Source organism: Xanthomonas hortorum pv. pelargonii, from assembly GCF_024499015.1.
GTDB lineage: Bacteria > Pseudomonadota > Gammaproteobacteria > Xanthomonadales > Xanthomonadaceae > Xanthomonas > Xanthomonas hortorum_B.
In genome coordinates this window covers 116,348-134,678 of the sequence record NZ_CP098604.1, presented here as the reverse complement: position 1 = coordinate 134,678, position 18,331 = coordinate 116,348, and the positions used below count along the sequence as shown (strand labels likewise).

The 18,331-nt window shown below is 63.4% G+C and carries 15 protein-coding genes, 1 tRNA gene, 1 other RNA gene and 3 pseudogenes; 12 read left to right on the top strand and 8 right to left on the bottom strand.

What is annotated here, in order from left to right:
* The first annotated feature begins 274 nt into the window (after positions 1–274).
* Positions 275–364: transfer RNA gene (locus NDY25_RS00575), tRNA-Ser, on the top strand.
* Between the two features lie 83 nt (positions 365–447).
* A pseudogene (locus tag NDY25_RS00570) lies at positions 448–1,245 on the top strand (DUF6538 domain-containing protein); the annotation flags it as partial.
* Between the two features lie 26 nt (positions 1,246–1,271).
* Here the strand turns inward: NDY25_RS00570 and NDY25_RS00565 are convergent.
* The 3 genes from NDY25_RS00565 to NDY25_RS00555 form a co-directional block, all read right to left on the bottom strand.
* Positions 1,272–2,416, bottom strand: a protein-coding gene (locus NDY25_RS00565; protein ID WP_256627700.1) for an IS3 family transposase whose coding sequence is annotated in 2 segments (ribosomal slippage) — positions 1,272–2,179 and positions 2,179–2,416 — 1,146 coding nt in all. Because the reading frame shifts where the segments join, the coding sequence is not laid out codon by codon here.
* A gap of 51 nt (positions 2,417–2,467) precedes the next feature.
* Complete coding sequence (locus NDY25_RS00560) at positions 2,468–3,274, bottom strand: IS5 family transposase (protein ID WP_251761629.1); 807 nt, start codon at positions 3,272–3,274, stop codon at positions 2,468–2,470.
* Between the two features lie 42 nt (positions 3,275–3,316).
* A complete protein-coding gene (locus NDY25_RS00555) occupies positions 3,317–3,478 on the bottom strand; it encodes a hypothetical protein (protein WP_233366360.1) in 162 nt (53 codons plus the stop codon).
* Here NDY25_RS00555 and NDY25_RS00550 point away from each other — a divergent pair.
* Positions 3,472–4,548 (top strand): LysR family transcriptional regulator, encoded by a 1,077-nt coding sequence (locus NDY25_RS00550; protein WP_218973963.1) that lies wholly within the window; start codon positions 3,472–3,474, stop codon positions 4,546–4,548. The two genes, NDY25_RS00555 and NDY25_RS00550, sit on opposite strands and share 7 nt — an antisense overlap.
* 88 nt (positions 4,549–4,636) lie before the next feature.
* Here the strand turns inward: NDY25_RS00550 and NDY25_RS00545 are convergent, their stop codons facing one another.
* The 4 genes and pseudogenes from NDY25_RS00545 to NDY25_RS00530 all read right to left on the bottom strand — a co-directional run bounded on the left by NDY25_RS00545 (position 4,637) and on the right by NDY25_RS00530 (position 10,368).
* Positions 4,637–5,263 carry a DUF8082 domain-containing protein gene (locus NDY25_RS00545; RefSeq protein WP_168957689.1) on the bottom strand — a complete coding sequence of 209 codons (627 nt, stop codon included), beginning with the start codon at positions 5,261–5,263 and terminating at the stop codon, positions 4,637–4,639.
* Between the two features lie 44 nt (positions 5,264–5,307).
* Complete coding sequence (locus NDY25_RS00540; RefSeq protein ID WP_168957688.1) at positions 5,308–6,435, bottom strand: Cache 3/Cache 2 fusion domain-containing protein; 1,128 nt, start codon at positions 6,433–6,435, stop codon at positions 5,308–5,310.
* 205 nt (positions 6,436–6,640) lie between these two features.
* Positions 6,641–7,282 (bottom strand): response regulator transcription factor, encoded by a 642-nt coding sequence (locus NDY25_RS00535; protein WP_115040121.1) that lies wholly within the window; start codon positions 7,280–7,282, stop codon positions 6,641–6,643.
* Positions 7,275–10,368, bottom strand: a pseudogene (locus tag NDY25_RS00530) (sensor histidine kinase). The gene NDY25_RS00535 and the pseudogene NDY25_RS00530 overlap by 8 nt, the downstream one beginning before the upstream one ends.
* A 343-nt stretch (positions 10,369–10,711) precedes the next feature.
* Between NDY25_RS00530 and NDY25_RS00525 the strand changes: the two are divergent.
* From NDY25_RS00525 to NDY25_RS00485, 9 genes and pseudogenes are all read left to right on the top strand, one after another.
* Positions 10,712–11,185, top strand: a complete 474-nt coding sequence (locus NDY25_RS00525) for a helix-turn-helix transcriptional regulator (protein WP_168957687.1) — start codon at positions 10,712–10,714, stop codon at positions 11,183–11,185.
* The gene (locus tag NDY25_RS00520) at positions 11,182–11,838 is read left to right on the top strand and encodes a hydrolase (protein WP_168957686.1); all 657 of its coding nucleotides are present in this window, start codon (positions 11,182–11,184) and stop codon (positions 11,836–11,838) included. Before NDY25_RS00525 ends, NDY25_RS00520 begins: the two co-directional genes overlap by 4 nt.
* Positions 11,835–12,272: a DoxX family protein gene (locus NDY25_RS00515; RefSeq protein WP_168957685.1), complete on the top strand. Its 438-nt coding sequence runs from the start codon at positions 11,835–11,837 to the stop codon at positions 12,270–12,272. The genes NDY25_RS00520 and NDY25_RS00515 overlap by 4 nt, the downstream gene beginning before the upstream one ends.
* A gap of 125 nt (positions 12,273–12,397) precedes the next feature.
* On the top strand, positions 12,398–14,239 hold the full coding sequence (locus NDY25_RS00510) for an amidohydrolase (protein ID WP_180336523.1): 1,842 nt from the start codon (positions 12,398–12,400) through the stop codon (positions 14,237–14,239).
* An 82-nt stretch (positions 14,240–14,321) separates the two neighbouring features.
* The gene (locus tag NDY25_RS00505; RefSeq protein WP_168957683.1) at positions 14,322–15,950 is read left to right on the top strand and encodes an MFS transporter; all 1,629 of its coding nucleotides are present in this window, start codon (positions 14,322–14,324) and stop codon (positions 15,948–15,950) included.
* A gap of 5 nt (positions 15,951–15,955) precedes the next feature.
* Positions 15,956–16,186 carry a DUF1427 family protein gene (locus tag NDY25_RS00500; protein WP_168957696.1) on the top strand — a complete coding sequence of 77 codons (231 nt, stop codon included), beginning with the start codon at positions 15,956–15,958 and terminating at the stop codon, positions 16,184–16,186.
* A complete protein-coding gene (locus tag NDY25_RS00495) occupies positions 16,183–16,341 on the top strand; it encodes a XapX domain-containing protein (RefSeq protein ID WP_256627699.1) in 159 nt (52 codons plus the stop codon). The genes NDY25_RS00500 and NDY25_RS00495 overlap by 4 nt, the downstream gene beginning before the upstream one ends.
* Before the next feature lie 245 nt (positions 16,342–16,586).
* A pseudogene (locus tag NDY25_RS00490) lies at positions 16,587–16,798 on the top strand (hypothetical protein); the annotation flags it as partial.
* 90 nt (positions 16,799–16,888) lie between these two features.
* A non-coding RNA gene (locus tag NDY25_RS00485) (sX9 sRNA) lies at positions 16,889–16,964 on the top strand.
* 80 nt (positions 16,965–17,044) lie between these two features.
* Here the strand turns inward: NDY25_RS00485 and NDY25_RS00480 are convergent.
* Positions 17,045–17,869, bottom strand: coding sequence for an alpha/beta fold hydrolase (locus NDY25_RS00480; protein WP_168957695.1), 825 nt, complete (start codon positions 17,867–17,869; stop codon positions 17,045–17,047).
* Positions 17,870–18,331: the final 462 nt, after the last annotated feature.

Sequence of the window (18,331 nt, the reverse complement as noted above, 5' to 3'; positions counted from 1 at the left end):
GGTTGCATCCTTGGTCGGGTGCTCGGGGCCGGCCGGTGACATGCAGTGGCCGGCCGCGAGTGACGGCGCAGCACGCTGCGCCAGCCAAAAGCAGTGCGGTGTAACCGAGCAAAGCGCGCCCGGGCATGCGAGAATGCGCGCCCGGGAGCGATCCCGGGGGTGGGTGACACCGCACAAGTGGTGGTCACCATCAGCGTCACCCGCAAAGCGCGTGGCGCCTGCGTGATACACCGATGCCATCGGCGACCACGCAGAGCAGAATCAAAGCAGCATCGGAGAGATGGCCGAGCGGTTGAAGGCACCGGTCTTGAAAACCGGCGAAGGGTCAAACCTTCCGTGGGTTCGAATCCCACTCTCTCCGCCAGTCACGTCTAAGTTATTGATTTTAGTCACTAATTTTTTAGGCGAATTGATTGGAGGCAGGAAGCATGCAGAGGAAAAACTCGCATGCGCATCCCTCATCATTTGAGCCGGTCGTCCACCGGCCGCTGGTCGTTCGTCCAACGTGTGCCCGTCGATTTGCAAACCGTGATGGGCTGCAGACTTATCAAACGCACCCTGCAAACGAAGGACCTGGCACAGGCCCACGTGCGTGCGGTCGTGCTGGGCGCGGGATATGCTCGGCTCTTCGCACAGTTGAAGGATCAACGCGTGGCCAAGCTCAGCAAGTCGGACGCCGACCTCCTAATCGCTCGCCTGACGAGCGCCGAGAACCTCCAAGAACTGACGCTCAACCGCACCCGCCAACCGGATGGGACTGTGAATGAGCAGTGGCAGATCGACAGCCCAAAGGACTTGAAGCTGTATCGGCAGCTGATGGAGCTGGAGGCGATGGCCGGTGCTGCTTTGCAGGCTCGGGCACTTCCGGTGGCCGCTTCAACCATGTTTGGGTCACCGAATGCTGGCCCGAGTAGGCAGGCCTCCGCGCCGGCCATCGAGACGATGACGCTGGGAAAAGCCCGGGACGCGTTCCTGGCGACGCTGAAAGGCTCGACGCTGCCCAAAACCTACACCATCAAGAAAACCGCTATTGAGGCTCTGGTGAGCTTCCTCGGCGAGAAGGCGAAGGTCCATGCCATCACGCGCTCGGACCTGGCTCGCTGGTATCAGGACATGCGCGAGAAGGGCGCTTCAACGCCGACGCTCACCAACAAGCAGTCCTATATCGGAGGGAAGGGTGGCTTCTTCGAGTGGGCCATGGCCTCCGGTCATTACCCAAAGGGAGACAACCCGGCGAGCGGTCACTGATACGCCCAGGGTTCCGTAGACACTCAAGACCCTCGTTGCGCGTAGCGCCGTTCAAACTCTACAGGGGACAAGTCGCCAGTTGAACCGTGGCGGCGGTTGGGGTTGTAGAACATCTCGATGTAGTCGAATACCTCGGCGCGAGCGGCGTCCTTGGTGGGATAGGTCCGCCGCCTGATCCGCTCGCGTTTGAGCAGGCCGAAGAAGCTCTCTACGGGTGCGTTGTCGTGGCAGTTGCCACGCCGACTCATGCTGCACACCAAGCCATGGGACGCCAGGAAACTGCGCCAGTCATCGCTGGTGTAGACAGACCCTTGGTCCGAGTGAACCAAGCAACCAGTGTTGGGTTTGCGCCGCCACACCGCAGACAACAAGGCCTGCACGACCAACTCGGTGTCGGCCCGATCGCGCATCGCCCAGCCGACGACCTGCCTGGAAAACAGATCGATCACAACAGCCAGGTACATCCAGCCTTCATGCGTGCGGATGAAGGTGAAATCGCTCGCCCAGGCCGTGTCCGGCTCCGTCACGTCGAACTGTCGGTCAAGCAGGTTGGCAGCCGCCTTGCACTGCATCCCTCCATGGAAGCGCGGTTTGCGACCATAGCCCACCTGGGCACGCAGTCCCTCGGTGCGCATCAGCCGATGCACCCGATGGCGACTACAACGCTCACCCAGATCGCGCAGATCCGTGGTGATCTTGCGATGCCCATAGACACTGCCGCTGGCCAGCCAGTGGTGCTTGATTAGTCCAAGCAAGCGATCATCTTCCTTGGCGCGCTCACTGTTGGGCGAGCACAACCAGGCGTAATAACCCGACCGGTTGACCCGCAATACCCGGCACATCGCACACACCCTGAATTCCCCGCAGTGGGCTTGCATGAAGGCGTCCTTTGCCTTTACCCCTTGGCAAAGTACGCGGCGGCCTTTCTTAGGATGTCGCGCTCCTCGGTCACTCGACGCAACTCTGCCTTCAGCCGCCGAACCTCGGCGCTCTGGCCCACCTCGGCGCGATGCACCACGCCAGACTTGCCGAACGTGCGCAGCCAGGCGTACAGGCTGTGCGTCGTGACACCCAGCCGCTCGGCGACTTCTGCCACCTTGAACCCACGATCAGTCACTTGCCGGACCGCCTCGATCTTGAACTCATCCGTATACCGCTTGCTGCTCATAGACACCTCCGAATCGACCATTTTCCATGGCCTTGAGATGTCTAGAGCGTGTTATGAACCTTGAAAGAGCGTAGCTGCATTTCCAAGCATCAGAATCGTGAAGACAACAAAGTGCAAGCCGGCCAAGGTTTCCGGCAATCGCTCATAGTCGCGTGCCAGCCGCCTGAAACGATTGACCCATCCGAAGCTGCGCTCGACGACCCATCGGCGTGGAAGCAAAACGAAGCCTTTCTTCGCTTCTTGCAGCTTGATGACGTGCAACTCGATGCCTTCTTCCTTGGCCGCCTGCGCCGGTTCTTCGCCGGTATAGCCTTGATCCACAAACGCGATCTTGACCGTTTCACCGGTCACGTGTTGTACCTCTTGAGCCAACGATCGGACTTGCGCGCGCTCTTGCTCATTGGCTGGCGTGACCTGGACGGCGAGTAGGTGTCCCAGCGTATCGACCGCCATGTGCACCTTGCTCCCTTTCTTGCGTTTGTAGCCATCGTATCCGGCGCGCGGTCCGCTTTCACAGGTGGACTGCAGCGTCCGGCCATCGAAAATGACCGCGCTCGGCTGGCCTTTCTTCCCGTGCGCCACACGCAGGAGTGAGCGCAAATCGCTGACCATGGCCTCAAAGCAGCCAGCCTGTAGCCAACGTTGCGTTTGCTGATACACCGCCTCCCAAGGCGGGAAATCGTTGGGAAGCAATCGCCACGGTGCGCCGGCGCGTGCGATCCAGCGCAGTGCATTGAACATCGCGCGTAGCGCGTACTTGCGCTGCGGTGCCTGCGCATCCATCAGTGTCAGATACGGCGCAGCAAAGGCCCATTCTTCGTCGGAAATATCGGTCGGATATGGCTTACGAGGCTTCATCCATATACGTTAGCGTGACAAGGCTAAAGTTCATAACACGCTCTAGGAAACCCTGGGCGTATCAAACTGCTGCCATGCGGCCTCGGGAATATTGCCCTCGCCATCGATTTCGATCAGCGCTGCGTGTGCGCCTTCCGCTGCTGCTTCCGCAACGCGTTTGGTATGGCCGTAGCCGGAGAAGTACACAACGACTGTGTTTGACATGGTGGCTTCCTGTTGAGGGTAAGGGGACGGAAGCAAGCGTAATTGGCTGTGAAAGAAAGAAAAATGTGGTCCACAATGATGCTTGGTTCAATAATTGCGAACAGTCGATGGATAAGCTCACTGCTATGGCCACCTTCGTGAAGGTGGTGGACACCGGCAGCTTCACGCGTGCTGCCGATGCATTGGACCTTCCGAAAGCACGTGTTTCCCAGCGCATCAGCGATCTTGAAAAGCATCTGGGCGTGCGATTGCTCAACCGCACCACCCGCGCCCTGAGCCTCACCGACGACGGCGCCGCGTACTTCGACAAGTGCCAGGCGTTGCTGCAGCAGATCGACGAATTGGAGTCCACGCTCAGTGGCGAGACCGCAGCACCGATCGGCCGGCTGCGGGTGGATTCGCTGGTGTCCATCGCGCGGTGGGTCATCGCTCCCAAGCTGCACGATTTTCAGGCGCGATATCCCAGGATCCAGCTGCGGCTGAGCAGCTCGGACCGCATCAGTCATCTGCTGGAAGACGGAATCGACTGCACGATTCGCGGCGGTGCGCTTAAGGATTCCAGCATGATCGCCCGGCATCTTTGCGACATCCAGATGGGTTTGTATGCCTCGCCCGACTATCTGGCGTCTGTAGGCGGTGTGGACACTCCGGACACACTGCTGCAGCTCAAGCGGATCAGCTGGTTCAGCGGCAGGGAGCGCAACCCGTTCGTGTGGGAGTTGGAGGCGGGGCATGCGCGATTCGTACTGCAATCGGGCGTTGGCATGCAGTTCGATGAGCCCGATGTCGCAATGTCGGCCTGCATGGCGGGGAGCGGCATCTGCCCTGGAGCACCGTTTGCGGTTGCAGGATTCGTCCGCTCAGGCAGGCTGGTTCCGGTGCTGCCGCAGTGGCACTTTGCGCCTCGGCCGATTCATATCGTCTACCCGGGTTCCAGGCATCTATCGGTGCGCGTGCGCTGCTTCGTAAACTGGATCCTGGAGGTTTTTGCAGCGCATGGCGAGATCAAGCTCACGCCCATCGCACTTGCGATGGAGCCAGGTCTCTCGATCACAAAGCAGGGTGTCTAGATCTGTTCTAGGCAGACGAACGAATATCAAGACGAAAAAGCCGCGCAAAGCACGGCTTTCTGTCTGATTGTGTGTGACCACTTCTTGGTCAGCGCACCTTGGCCAGCGCCACGCGCGCGTCGGCCATGAACTTCTGCGTTTCCTGCGGCGTGGAGAGGTTGGCGCCAAGCTGATTGAGCACTTGCTCGATATCGCTCGATGCCTCCCAGGCTTCGTCGCAAAGCATGCCGGCGATCGGGCCGAGGTAGTTCAACGCGACTTTTTCCAATGCATCGCTTACTCGCTCGTCAGGTGCGGAGCCACCGCCGACGGATGCAGGCGCTGCGCTCGGTGCCGCGATAGGCGTTGCTGCGGCCGTCACGACTGCCGGTGCAACTGGCGCACGCGGTGCAGCCGGCGCACCACCCAGATCCTGCTCGAAACCACCCATCAACCACTGGCGCGAGTCATCGCTGAGCAGCGAGGGCTTGCCCATGCCGGCGCCGGGGTCGGTCTGAAAACGGGCCTTTGCCGCGTTGACCATGGTGAGGCGTTGCACTGCCTCGTCGTTGCGCAACATGCGGAACACCACTTCTTCGATCTGCCCGGCATTGAGGCGGACGATGCAGGAGTGGTTTTCCTCGGTGACGATGAACAGAAAGCCGGACGCCTTCTTCAATGCCAGCGCCTTGAGCTCGCGCAGGATCTCGATCAGCGGACGGAATTCAGTGGACATGGCGTCTTCCTTGCATCATCTGGTACGGAGTGGGTGCGAGCGGCTCAGCGTTTGCTGAGGCGCTCCATGGCCAACCGGACACTGTTGGACAGACGGGAAATAGCGCGCGCCAGAGTACCGATTTCATCTTTGAGATTGACCTCGTCGATGGTGTGGTTCCACTTGCCCAGGCTCAGTTCTTCGGCCACGGTGGTCAAATGCTGGATGGGGCGCAACACGCGGCTCCAGATCAACGCCCACTGCAGGCCGAGCAGCAACGCGCAGACCAGCAAGCCGATGCCGGCGATCCACAACGATTGGCGCACGATCACGCCATTGACGTCGCTCTTGGGATAGGCAGAGACCAGGGTGAAGCCCCAATCGGGCACTTCCTGCTTGGTCACGACCCAGTCGCCGGGGCTGTCCTTGACGATGCGTTCGATGGTGGCAGTGTCGGTGGTGGCACCGGTGGTGGACTGGAAGCGCAGCTTGTTCTTGCTGTCGAACACGGCGATGAAGCCGGAATCGAGCACGCGGCGGCTGCTGACCACGTTTTCCAGTGCCTGCGTATCGGCCTTGTAGCCGACGTACCAGGCACCGATCACGCGCTTGTCGTTGCCGGCAAAGATTGGCTCGTAGCCGGTGACATACGGGTTGCCGAGGATGTCGACCACGCCGTAGAAACTTTCGCCGTTACGCAGCTTGGCGGCGGCCTGGCCGTTGGGATCGAGCACGGTGCCGATGGCGCGGCTGCCGTCGTCCTTCTTGACGTTGGTGGAGATGCGCACGAAGTCATCGCCGGTCCGCGAGAACAGCGTGGCGGTGCCTTCGTGGATGGCGGTGACATCGTCGAGCATGTCGAAGGCGTTGGCCTGCGCCTTCTGACCCAGTAGCAGGTCGTTGGCGTTGCGGTCGCCCACACGCACTTCGTTGCCGATGCTTGCGGCGCCGTGTGCGTTGGCTTCCTTGCGCAGCTGGCGCATGGAGGAATTGACGCGGTCGAGCATCATCGCGCGAGTGACCGAGAACAGGGTCTGCAAGGACACCGACTGGCGCTCGATCGCGTCGCCGGCCTCGAACTTGACCCGGTTCGCTTCGGTAATGGCCAGAATGACCGTCAGTGCCGCCACCACGACCAGCACCAAGGCCAGCACCGGCAACAGCAGGCGCACCCGCAAAGAGTGACGAAGCATCGCAATTCCCCTGAACGCGTTTAGTGATTGGATCGAGTGCCGCCGCTGCGCTTTGCTGCGTCCGGATGTAGCCGTTATCGGCTGTCGCACACGATGCTGAAGCGGCCCCCGTGCCGCTCGGCGGTGCATACCATAGCGCAAGCCGGTCGATTTGACAGGGCGGCGGTCACGCTGCCTGGCCCTGCGTTCAAGAATGCTGGACCGCTCAGGTCTCCAGCGACAGGATCCCGCGACGCAAAGCGACGGTCACTGCGTGGGTGCGATCGTGCACGCCGAGCTTGCACAGGATGTTTTTCATATGCGCCTTGACGGTCTCTTCGGAAATCGTCAAGGCGCTGCCGATCTGCTTGTTGGAGCAGCCGGTGGCGACCAGGCTCAGCACTTCGGTTTCGCGCGCAGACAGCGCATCGTCGAGTACGTGTGCGGCGATGTTTTCGGCGACCAGCGCCGGCACATGCCGACGTTGTCCGCGGCGCACATCGCGGATGGTGTCCACCAGTTCGCGGCGCAGCGAACTTTTCAGCAGGTAGCCGCAGGCGCCGGCCTGCAATGCGCGCACCGCACGCACATCGCCGGTGTAGGTGGTCAGCACGATGACCTTGGCAGCCGGGTCGAGGCGGCGGATGCGCTGGATCGCTTCCACACCATCCACGCGCGGCATCTGCAGATCCATCAGCACCACATCCGGGCGCAGGCTGCTGTAGCAGGCCACCGCCTGTTCACCGTCTTCGGCCTCGCCGACCACGCGCATGTCGTGCTCGGCCGCGAGCATGGCGCTGAGGCCATCGCGCAGCAGCGGATGGTCGTCTACCACCAGCACATCGGTTGCTTTGACCATCTCAGCCATTGCGGCTCTCCGTGGATGTTGCCTGTCGAAATGGCCACCACCAGCGCGGTGGACTTGCGTAGGCCGCACGCGCGGGTACCAGGATCTGAATTTCGGTACCGCTGCCGGGGCGCGACCACAACTGCATCTTGGCGCCGATGCGTTGCGCGCGTTCCTGCATGCCGGTAAGTCCCCAGTGGCCGGTGCGGGCCTGGCCGTGCAGCACGTCCGGTTCGAGACCGCAGCCATCGTCGTGGATGCGCAGCACGAAGTCACGTGCACCGTAACGCAGTTCCAGCGCAATGCGGGTGGCATTGGCATGCCGGTCGGCATTGGTGAGCGCTTCGCGGCCGAGCTGGAACAGCTCATCGGCCACCAGCGGGCGCAAGCGCAGCGGCCGGCCTTCGACCAGGATATGCAGTTCCGCCGTGGGTGGCGGCATGGTCGCATTGCGTGCCCGTTGCAGGGCACCGGCCAGGTCTTCGTGCAGGGATTGGCTGTCGCGCAGCCCGTTGACGCGGTCGCGGCCTTCGATCAGCGCATCTTCGGCCAGGTCCACCGCCTGCTCCAGTTCCAGCCGGCGTGGGTCGTTCGAGGGCAACGAGCGGCTGGCCGCGTGCAGACGCAGAATCAGTCCCTGCGTGCCCTGCAACAAGGTGTCGTGCAATTCGCGGGCGATGCGCTCGCGTTCGCGATAACGCTCTTCCAGGCGCGCACGCAAGCGGCCGGCGACGTGGCGGGTACGCATGCGCCAGGCGATGCCCAACGCCAGCAGCACCGCGAGCGCGCAGCAGAGCTTGAACTGCCAGGTCTGCACGAACGCCGCGGCAATGACGAAGTCCAGCGTATCGCCGCGTTCGTTCCATACGCCGTCGTTGTTGGCTGCGGCAATGTGGAAGCGATAATGCCCCGGAGCGAGATTGGTATAGAACGCCTCGTTACGATTGCCGGCGTCCTGCCATTGCGCGTCCACGCCCTCCAGCCGGTAGCGGAAGCGCACGCGTTCGGGGCGGGTGAGGCTGATGGCGTCGTAGCCGATGCGCAGGCGATCGGTCCATTTTGGCAGTTGCAGGCCGTCCTGCCGCGGATAGGGCCGGTCGTTGGCGACTACCTGGGTGATGAACACCGCCGGTGCGATCGGATTGCGGTAGGTCTGTTCGGGATCGAGCCAGGCCAGGCCCTGATTGGTGGCGAACCAGAGCAACCCATCGTCGGCGGCAAGTGCGGTGGGCACCGGCGTGGCCTGCTGGGCGACGCCCGGCAGGCCATCCATGATGTCGTACAGGTGCAGTGCCGGGCTGGCCACGCCGGTGCGCAGGCTGGTCAGCAGCGCTTGCCGACCGAGGTGCACCACGCCGCGATTGCCGTTCAACCAGAACGTGCCGCGGCGGTCCTGCGCGATGCCGGTGATGCCTTGCAGTAGCGCAGTGGCCTGGTCGGGTACCTGCCGAAAGCGGCCATCTTCGCCCAACACCGCAAGCCCGGTTTCGCCAGCCACCAGCGTGAGCGAGCCGCGTTGCAGCACGGCGGTGATCGGGCCGACCGACAAGCCGTCGGCCGCGCTGTATCGGTGGACCTGCGTGCCGCGCAACATGCGCAGTTCGCCCGTGACGGTACCCACCCACATGCCGCCATCGCTGCTGTTGGCCAGCACCGAACATGGCGTGTCCTGCAGGCTGGCGATGGGTTGCCAGAGGCCACTGTCGAACCGGAAGGCTCCATCGGCTTCGGTGCAGATCCATGGATGGTTGTGCGCATCGACAACCAGGGCGCGTACCGACCCGGCCGACAATGCATGTGGCAGCGGCACTGCTTGCCCGCGGCCTGCTTGAAGCCGTAACAGGTCGTGCCTGCCCAGCACCCAGCCGCTGGCGGTCGCCGGGACGTCCAGCACCGCGACAGACGCACCGTGCTGCAAACGTTCGACGCGATCGCGCGTCAACGCCTGCAGGCGACCGTCGCGAAAGGTCGCCAGCAGCGGTGCTGCGGTCTGGCTGGGCGTGGTGGTGAAGAGCGCCACCGCCATCGCCTGACCCGGCAACAGCGGCGCAAGCGGCAGCAACGCGCGATGACGGAAGCGGTTGAGGCCCAGATTGGTGCCGGCCCACAGATTGCCTTCGCGATCTTCCAGTAGCGGGCCGGCGGTGGTCGAGGTCAGGCCCTGCATGGTGTCGAAGCGTTCCAGCACCGGCGGGCGACGCCGGCGATGCGATGCGGAACAGCCCGCGCGCCGCGTAGTCGCTGCCCCACAACGCACCGTCGCGGGTGAAGCGGATGCGGTGCGCAAACAGGCCGGGAAACTGCGGCTGTGCGCGTACCGCTGCGGGCAGCACCTGGCCGTGCGCGTCGGTCAGCGCAAACACGCCGCGATACGGATCGGCCACCCAGATCGCGCCATCGGGACTCTCGGTCATGGTGACGAAATGGCCGATTCGCTGGCCGCTGGGCTCGAAACGTTTGGCGCCGGGCCGCAGCAGCAGAATCTGCGCGCCATCGCTTACCCACAGCACGCCGCGGCGATCGCGCAACAGCCATTGCGCGCGGGTGGCTGCATAGCCCCAAGCCATACCGGCGCGTTGCCAACGTTGCCCGTCGAACCAGCACAACCCGCCATCGATGGCCGCCCACAGACGCCCGCTGCCATCGCGCTCGATCCGGAACACCATGCCGGCCGGCAGGTCCTTGCCGGGTGCGAAGTGGGTGAGGTGGCCGTCCGCCATCCGGTCGATGCCGGCGTTGAAATAGCCGATCCAGGCGCTGTTGTCCTGCGTCAGCGCCAGCGTGGTCATGTTGTGCGAGGCATAGGCTTCGCCGTCGGGCGGCGGCTGCCGCGCGAAGTGTTGGCCATCGAACTGGAACAGTCCGAAGCCGGTGGCCAACCACAACGGGCCGGTGTCGGCCTGCTGGATGTCCCAGATATCGGCCGGCGCACCGCGCTCGGTGCTCCACGCGGTGTGGTGGAACTGCAGCAATCCGTCGCGCGTGGAGGCGATCGCGCTTGCCCAGGCCGGTGCGCACAGCAAGTTGCTGCCACAGCACGCCAACGCCGCCAGCGCGATGCACAGGCGCAGCAGCGAAGAGGATCGAATAGCGGGCGCATGCGGCATCGCGGCATTGTCGGGCGAGATCAGGGCAAGCACCAACACCTCTTTCGGGGGAGCGACGTGTGGATCGAATTCGAGTAGGTGCTACTAGAGAGCGAGATTCGGCACGGCTGGATTTTAACGCCGGGTGCGCTGCGCTGTACGCAACTATAGGGCGGGGCGATTGTGGTGATGGGCGGCGTAACGTGCAGGTTGGCGATGCGGTTGTGATCGGTTGTCTGGGTTCTCTACTGCCGAGCACGTCGACCGATACCCCCGAAAGAGTGAGCGATTTGACTCACCATCAGGGGTAGGGCGCGACGGCACCTGACCTCACCATGAGGTCATTCCCCGCCGGAGACGCCGCATGGCAGGTCTGATCGCCGCCGCTCGCCCCGATGCGCACAGTGCATGCGTCAACCAACCGACTGCCCCACGTGTGCGTGCGGTGGCCAGAGCCATGCACTACATCGACACGCATCTGTGCGAACCCATCAGCGTGGCGCAATTGGCGGGTGCGGCGTGTATGAGCCGCTTCCATTTCGCACGCGTGTTTCGCGAGGTGGTGGGTGCCAGCCCGATGGAATACCTGCGTGGTCGCCGCATCGAACGTGCACAGGTGTTGCTGCGCGAAAGGCGCCACAGCATCAGCCAGATCGCCACCGATCTGTGCTTCTTCGATCAGAGCCACTTCGTGCGCAGCTTTCGGCATGCCACCGGCTGCACACCGGCGCGCTTTGCCGCGCAAGACGCGATGGATGCCTGCGCTGCGTTGACCACATCGCGTGCGCAAGTACGCGGCGGCCACGCGTTTTCAACCTCCCTGGAGCATCACCCATGAGCACCGCTACTGCAGTTCCCGGCACACGCCTGCTGTCGCCCGGCGATCACGCCCTGATCCTGATCGACCATCAATCGCAGATGGCCTTCGCGACCCACACCATCGACATCTCCGCGCTGCGCAATAACGTGGCGCTGATTGCCAAGGGTGCCAAAGGCTTCAAGGTGCCGGTGATCCTGACCACCGTGGCGGAAAAATCTTTCTCCGGTCCGTTGTTTCCCGAGCTGCCGGAGATCTTTCCCGGCGAGCCGGTGTACGACCGCACCAGCATGAATGCCTGGGAAGATCCTGCCGTGATCGACCGCGTCAACGCCATCGGCAAGCAGCGGCTGGTGATGGCCGGGCTGTGGACCAGCGTGTGCATCGTCGGCCCGACGCTGTCGGCGATCGAACAAGGGTTTGAGGTCTACGTCATCACCGATGCCTGCGGCGATGTCAGCGATGAAGCGCACGAACGCGCGGTTACGCGCATGCTGCAGGCCGGCGCCGCGCCGATCACCAGCGTGCAATACCTGCTGGAATTGCAGCGCGATTGGGCGCGCGGTGAGACCTATGAGCTGACCACCGGGATCGCACGCGCACATGCCGGCGGCTACGGCATCGGCATCCAGTACGCCAAGACGATGTTCGGCGCGCAGGAAGGCGGGCATTGAACCGCTCTCTGCTGCGCGGCACTGCCGGCCAGGCAGCTGCGCTGTTGCTGCTGCGCCTCGCCGGTGGCGGCTTTCTGTTGCCGCATGGATTAGGCAAGTTGCTGGGGTGGTTCGGTGGTCCGGGCCTGGTCGGCTTCGCCGGTGAATTGCAGCACTTTGGCTTTCCTGCAGCGGCACCGTTGCCGCTGGTGTTGGCACTGGTACAGACCTTGTCCGGTGGTGCGGTCTTGCTCGGTGCATGGACGCGCGCCAGTGCGATGCTTGCCGCGTTGTTCATCGCCATCACCGTGGTGTTGGCAGTGCCCAACGGCTGGTTCTGGATGCACGGCGGCATGGAGTATCCGCTGATGTGGCTGCTGGTCTTGCTGGCACTGATCGGCACCGGTGGCGGCGACTGGTCGCTGGATGGATGGCGCAGGCGCGTCGCCAGATGAGCAACAACCCTTCACACGATGCCGGACGACGTCAACTGCTGCAGGGCGCTGCGGCCAGCCTCGCGGTTGCTGCACTCCCGGGTGTCGTGTCTGCCGCCACCTCGCCGACTTCCAAGGCAGCTGACATGGTCGATCTTGTCGTTCGCAATGCGCGCATCACCACACTGGATCCGCGCCAGCCCATTGCCAGCGCAATTGCGGTGGCCGATGGACGCATCGTCGCGGTCGGCGACGATGCACACGTCATGGCGCTAGCCAAGGGCGCACGCGTCATTGATGCGCAGGGTCGACGCCTGCTGCCCGGCCTCAACGATAGCCATACCCATCTGATCCGCGGCGGGCTGAATTACAACCTGGAGTTGCGCTGGGACGGCGTGCGTTCGCTGGCCGATGCGATGGCAATGCTCAAGGCGCAGGTCGATCGCACGCCTGCGCCGCAATGGGTGCGCGTAGTCGGCGGTTTCACCGCGCATCAATTCGTCGAAAAACGTCTCCCCACATTGGATGAGATCAATGCGATCGCACCGGACACGCCGGTATTTCTGCTGCATCTGTACGACCGCGCCTTGCTCAATCGCGCCGCGCTGCGCGCCTGCGGCTACGACAAGCAGACACCGGATCCGCCGGGCGGGCGTATCGAACGCGACAAACTCGGCAATCCCACCGGCCTGCTATTGGCCAAGCCCAACGCGCTGATCCTGTACGCAAGTCTGGCCAAAGGCCCGCGCTTGCCGCTGGAATACCAAGCCAACTCCACGCGCCACTTCATGCGCGAACTCAACCGGCTGGGCATCACCTCGGTGATCGATGCCGGCGGCGGTTTCCAGAACTATCCCGAGGACTATCAGGTCATCGAGCAGTTGCATGCAGCCGATCAACTGAGCGTGCGCATCGCCTACAACCTGTTCACCCAGAACAAGGGCAAGGAGGTCGATGACTTCCGTGGCTGGACCGAGATGATGCCGGTACGCAAGGGCGACGATCTGCTACGTCACAACGGTGCTGGTGAAATGCTGGTGTTCTCTGCGGCCGACTTCGAGCAGTTCAGCGAGCCGCGTCCGGAGTTGCCGCCGGAACTGGAGCCGGAGCTTGAACAGGTGGTGCGGCTGTTGGTGGAAAAGCGTTGGCCGTTCCGCATCCATGCCACCTACGACGAAAGCATCGGGCGCATTCTCGATGTCTACGAAAAGGTCAATGCGGAGATTCCGTTCGATGGCCTGCACTGGTTCATCGATCACGCCGAGACCATCACCCCGCGCAATATCGATCGCATCCGCGCCTTGAATGGCGGCATCGCCGTGCAACACCGCATGGCCTATCAAGGTGAGGCTTTCGTCGAACGCTATGGCGTGCAAGCCGCACGGCACACACCGCCGGTGCGTCGCATGCTGGCCGCCGGGGTACCGGTCGGTGCCGGCACCGATGCCACGCGTGTTGCCAGTTACAACCCGTGGGTGGCGCTGTCGTGGTTGGTCACCGGCCGCACCGTAGGCGGGCTGGCCTTGTATGGCGAGGAGAATCTGCTCGATCGCGAACAGGCCTTGCGATTGTGGACGCAGGGCAGTGCGTGGTTCTCCGGCGACGAGGCCAACAAGGGCACGTTGGCGGTGGGGCAGCTGGCCGACTTCATCGTGTTGTCGGACGATTACCTGCACGTCGACGATGCCGCCATCGCCGACATCACCAGCGTGCTGACCGTGTTGGGCGGGCGCGTGGTGCATGGCGCTGGCGACTTTGCCGTGCTGGCGCCGACCCTGCCACCTGCCATGCCGGACTGGTCGCCGGTCAACCGTTTCGGCGGCTATCACGTTGGTGGTGTGGTTATCGGGCTTGCCGGTGCCACGCATGTGCACGGCCACGGCTGTCACACCCATGGCGCACATCGCCACGCGGCGCAGCACGCTGCACCGTCTGACGATCTGCGTAGTTTCTGGGGTGCATTGGGCTGCGCATGTTTCGCGTTCTGATGCCGCTGCCATGGTGCGCTGGCGTGCGTTGCGCATGCCGCCGCATCGCCTGTTTCATCCCACTGCCTGGAGCTTGGCCGCAATGACTTCTTCCGCTGCACCTGCCGATGGCGGTGCCTGGGCGCCGCTGCGCGAGCCGGTCTTCCGTGCGTTGTGGCTGGCGATCCTGGGCAGCAACATCGGCACCTGGATCAACGATGTCGCCGCTTCGTGGGTGATGGCCGAACAGACCGGCTCGCCGTTGATGGTGGCGGCGGTGCAATCGGCCACCACCTTGCCGGTGGTGTTGTTTGCGCTGGCGGCCGGCACCCTGGCCGACATCGTCGACCGGCGCCGCTATCTGATGTTCACGCAAGCGTGGATGTTGCTGGTGGCCGGCATGTTGGCACTGCTGTCGCATCTGCAGTTGCTCACCCCCTGGGTGCTGGTGGGCCTGACCTTTGCGATGGGCACCGGCGCGGCGATGGCGATGCCGGCGCAGGCGGCGATCGTGTCGGAGCTGGTGCCGCGCCCGATGCTGGCCTCGGCAGTAGCGCTCAACTCGATTGGAATGAACATCGCACGCTCGATCGGCCCGGCGATCGGCGGCCTGATCGTGGCGCAGTTCGGCCCGCCATGGGCCTTCCTGCTCAATGGGCTCACCTTCGGATTGATGCTGTGGGTAGTGTGGCGTTGGCGCCGCGATACGCATGCCTCGGCGTTGCCACCGGAGAGTTTTGGCGCCGGCCTGCGCGCCGGCTTGCGTTACGCCGCGCGTGCCGGTGTGCTGCAGGCAGTGTTGATCAAGGCCGGCGGATTCTTTTTGTTTGCCAGCGCGCTGACGGCATTGTTGCCCTTGGTGGTGCGCCGCGAGATGCAATTGGGCGCGGGCAGTTACGGCATCTTGCTGGGCTGCATCGGGATCGGTGCGATCAGTGGCGCATTGCTGTTGCCGCGGCTGCGCGCGCGTTACGACCGCGATCTGCTGGTATTCATCGCCACCTTGGTGTGCGCGGCATCGCTGCTGGGGCTCGCGTTGTCGCGCCAGATCGGCGTGTTGTGCGTGGTGATGGTGGTGAATGGACTGGCCTGGATCACCGTGCTGTCGTCGCTGCAGATCGCCGCGCAAACGTCGGTGCCGGCATGGGTGCGTGCGCGTGCGCTGTCGTTGTACATCGTGGTGTTTTCTGCAGGCATGGCCGGTGGCTCGTTGCTGTGGGGGGCGTTGGCGCAACGCACCTCGATTGCCACTGCGCTGCAGATCGCAGCCGTTGGTGCGGTGATTGCGGCGGTGCTGGTCAAGCGCGCGCGCATTGCCGGCACCGAACAGCTGGACCTTGCACCCGGGGGACATTGGCCCACGCCTGCGCAATCGGACACGGTCGAACACGATCGCGGCCCGGTGCTGGTGACAGTGGAATACCGCATTGCCGCAGATGCACGCACCGCGTTCATCCAGTTGATGACGCAACTCGGCAACGCCCGCCGCCGCGATGGCGCAGTGGTCTGGGGCGTGGCCGAAGACGCCGCAACGCCTGGCGTGCAGCTTGAATATTTCATCGTTGCCTCGTGGCTGGAGCACTTGCGCCAGCACGAACGCGTTACCGGCGACGACCGCCAGTTGCAGGAGCGGATCCGCGCTTTGCATCAAGGCGAGCGTGCGCCGGTGGTGCGGCATTTTGTCGGTGGCGGCGGCGTGGCGGTGCCGCCGCATGCGCATTCGGATATCTGATGACCGTGGACTGGAAATTCATCAGCGGTGTTGTGCTGGGTGTGGCAATCGGCTGCGGCTGCCGTGCGGCGGGCATTCCATCGCCTGCACCGACAGCCTTTGTAGGCGCGCTGCTGGTGCTGGCGATGACCTGCGGCTACGCATTGGCCGACCGCTTTCTGGCCCGCCGTGTCGCGCGCAACCTGATGCATTGCGGCGGGCCCAGCGGCCGCGTTGCGGGGCATGGCGAAGGATGAGCCTGGCATTGCTTGGCGTACTGCTCGCATTGGTAATTGGCATTGGTTGCCGGCTGCTGGATCTGCCGTTGCCGGCGCCGCCACGCCTGACCGGCGCGTTGTTGGTGGTCGCGATGAGTGGCGGGGTTTTGCTGGCCGATTGGGTGCTGCGTTAACTCAGCACGGTGTGTGATAGGCGCTGGTGACGCAGATGCACTGACGAATCAATGATGTCGAATTGATGTGTTGGAGCGGCTGAAAAAATTACTTCATGCCGGTCTGTTGCGGAGCGGATGATCTGGGTCTTCGCTGCAGGGCGGCTGATTTGCGGGTTTGCTGCAGGGCCCTTGCCCGCCCACCGTCGCGGGACACGCCGCAAGTACGTCCGTGTAGGCTCTTACGCGGCATCCATGCCGCGTAAGGTCCCGCGACGGTGGGCGGGCAAGGACCAGTCAAGATGGTTGGTGTGCGTAGCTCTTCTCAAAGCAACCAGCAAACTGTCTGGTGCGGTGTCCTTGCCGATTACGGGACCGTGTGGCGGCATGGATGCCGCCACCGAGCCTACACGGACGTACTTGCGGCGTGTCCCGCGAGCGGCGAGGGCACCGCGCGCTCGACCAACTAGGCTTGTGACAGCATCCAATAAAATGCATCCAATAAACTGCGGCTAACAAAACTGCTGCGCTCACTGCCATGCGAGTGCGAACAATGCTCGAAATCGGCAGGTACCACTCGTACACGGTAGTTCCCACGCGTCGTCCGCACCCACCTCACGACCGCTCGCTAGGTTGTGTTAGCTGCTTTTAAGTACAACCTCAGTATCGCCAAGAAAAAGGCCGGCTCTCACAAGCCGGCCTTCTCTCAGCGATTCAAAACAGATCAGGCTTTTGCGAACGCCAGCAGATCCTTGCTGAACTGGTCGGCATGGGTGACCGGCAGACCATGCGGCGCACCGGCATAGATCTTCAGTTCGGCGTGCTTGATGATCTTGGCCGACAACTTGCCGGATGCATCGATCGGCACGATCTGGTCATCGTCGCCATGCACCACCAGCGCCGGCACATCGATCTTCTTCAGATCGGCGGTGTAATCGACCTCGGAGAATTCCTTGATGCAGTCGTACTGGCCCTTGTGGCCGCCCAGCATGCCCTGCAGCCAGAACGAGTCGCGCATGCCCTGGGTGACCTTGTTGCCGTCACGGTTGGCGCCGAAGAACGGCGTGGTCAGATCCTGATAGAACTGCGAACGGTCCTTGGCCACGCCTTCGCGAATGCCGTCGAACACGCTCAGCGGCAGGCCGCCCGGATTGGTCGGGCTCTTGACCATCTGCGGTGGCACCGCGCCAACCAGCACCACCTTGGCCACACGCTTGCTGCCATGGCGGCCCACGTAATGCGCCACTTCGCCACCGCCGGTGGAATGCCCGACCAGGATCGCGTCTTTCAGATCCAGCTTTTCGATCACCGCAGCCAGATCGTCGGCGTAGGTGTCCATGTCGTTGCCGTCCCAGGTCTGGGTCGAACGACCGTGGCTACGACGATCGTGCGCAATCACACGGAAGCCGTGTTGGCCCATGAACAGCATCTGCGCATCCCAGGCATCTGCGCTGAGCGGCCAGCCGTGCGAGAACACGACCGGTTGGCCCTTGCCCCAATCCTTGTAGAAAATGTTGGCGCCGTCGGGGCGGGTGACGAAATTGGACATCGGGTTGACTCCGTTGTTGGTCGGGTGGGGCAGTGTGGAGGGAGGTGCGCGCACGGCTGCGGCGGCATTGGCGAGAGCGGGCAGGGACAACGCTGCCACGGCGGCCGTGCTGGAGATGAGAAAGCTGCGGCGTCCGGCGTCGGCCGGAGTGGGCTCGAACGGATGCATAAACACTCCTGTGGGCGAGGGCATGCATCCCGGGCGTCGCGTGACAGCGTGAAGCGTCATGGCTGTCTCTGCGAAGCGCGTCGCGAATGCAGCGCAGGCCGTGGACACACCGGTGCATCCACTCAGTAGACCCGCGCGAGCAGCAAGCAGATTGCACACGCGTGCGCACTGTCGCCGTGGTGCTGGCTGACTGTGATCTGGTCGATCAAAGCAAGTGGCAGCTGTTAAACGCGTTGGTCAAGCAGGCTCAGTCGTGCGGCAAGAGCGTGCATCGTGCAGGCGATCGCGCACGCG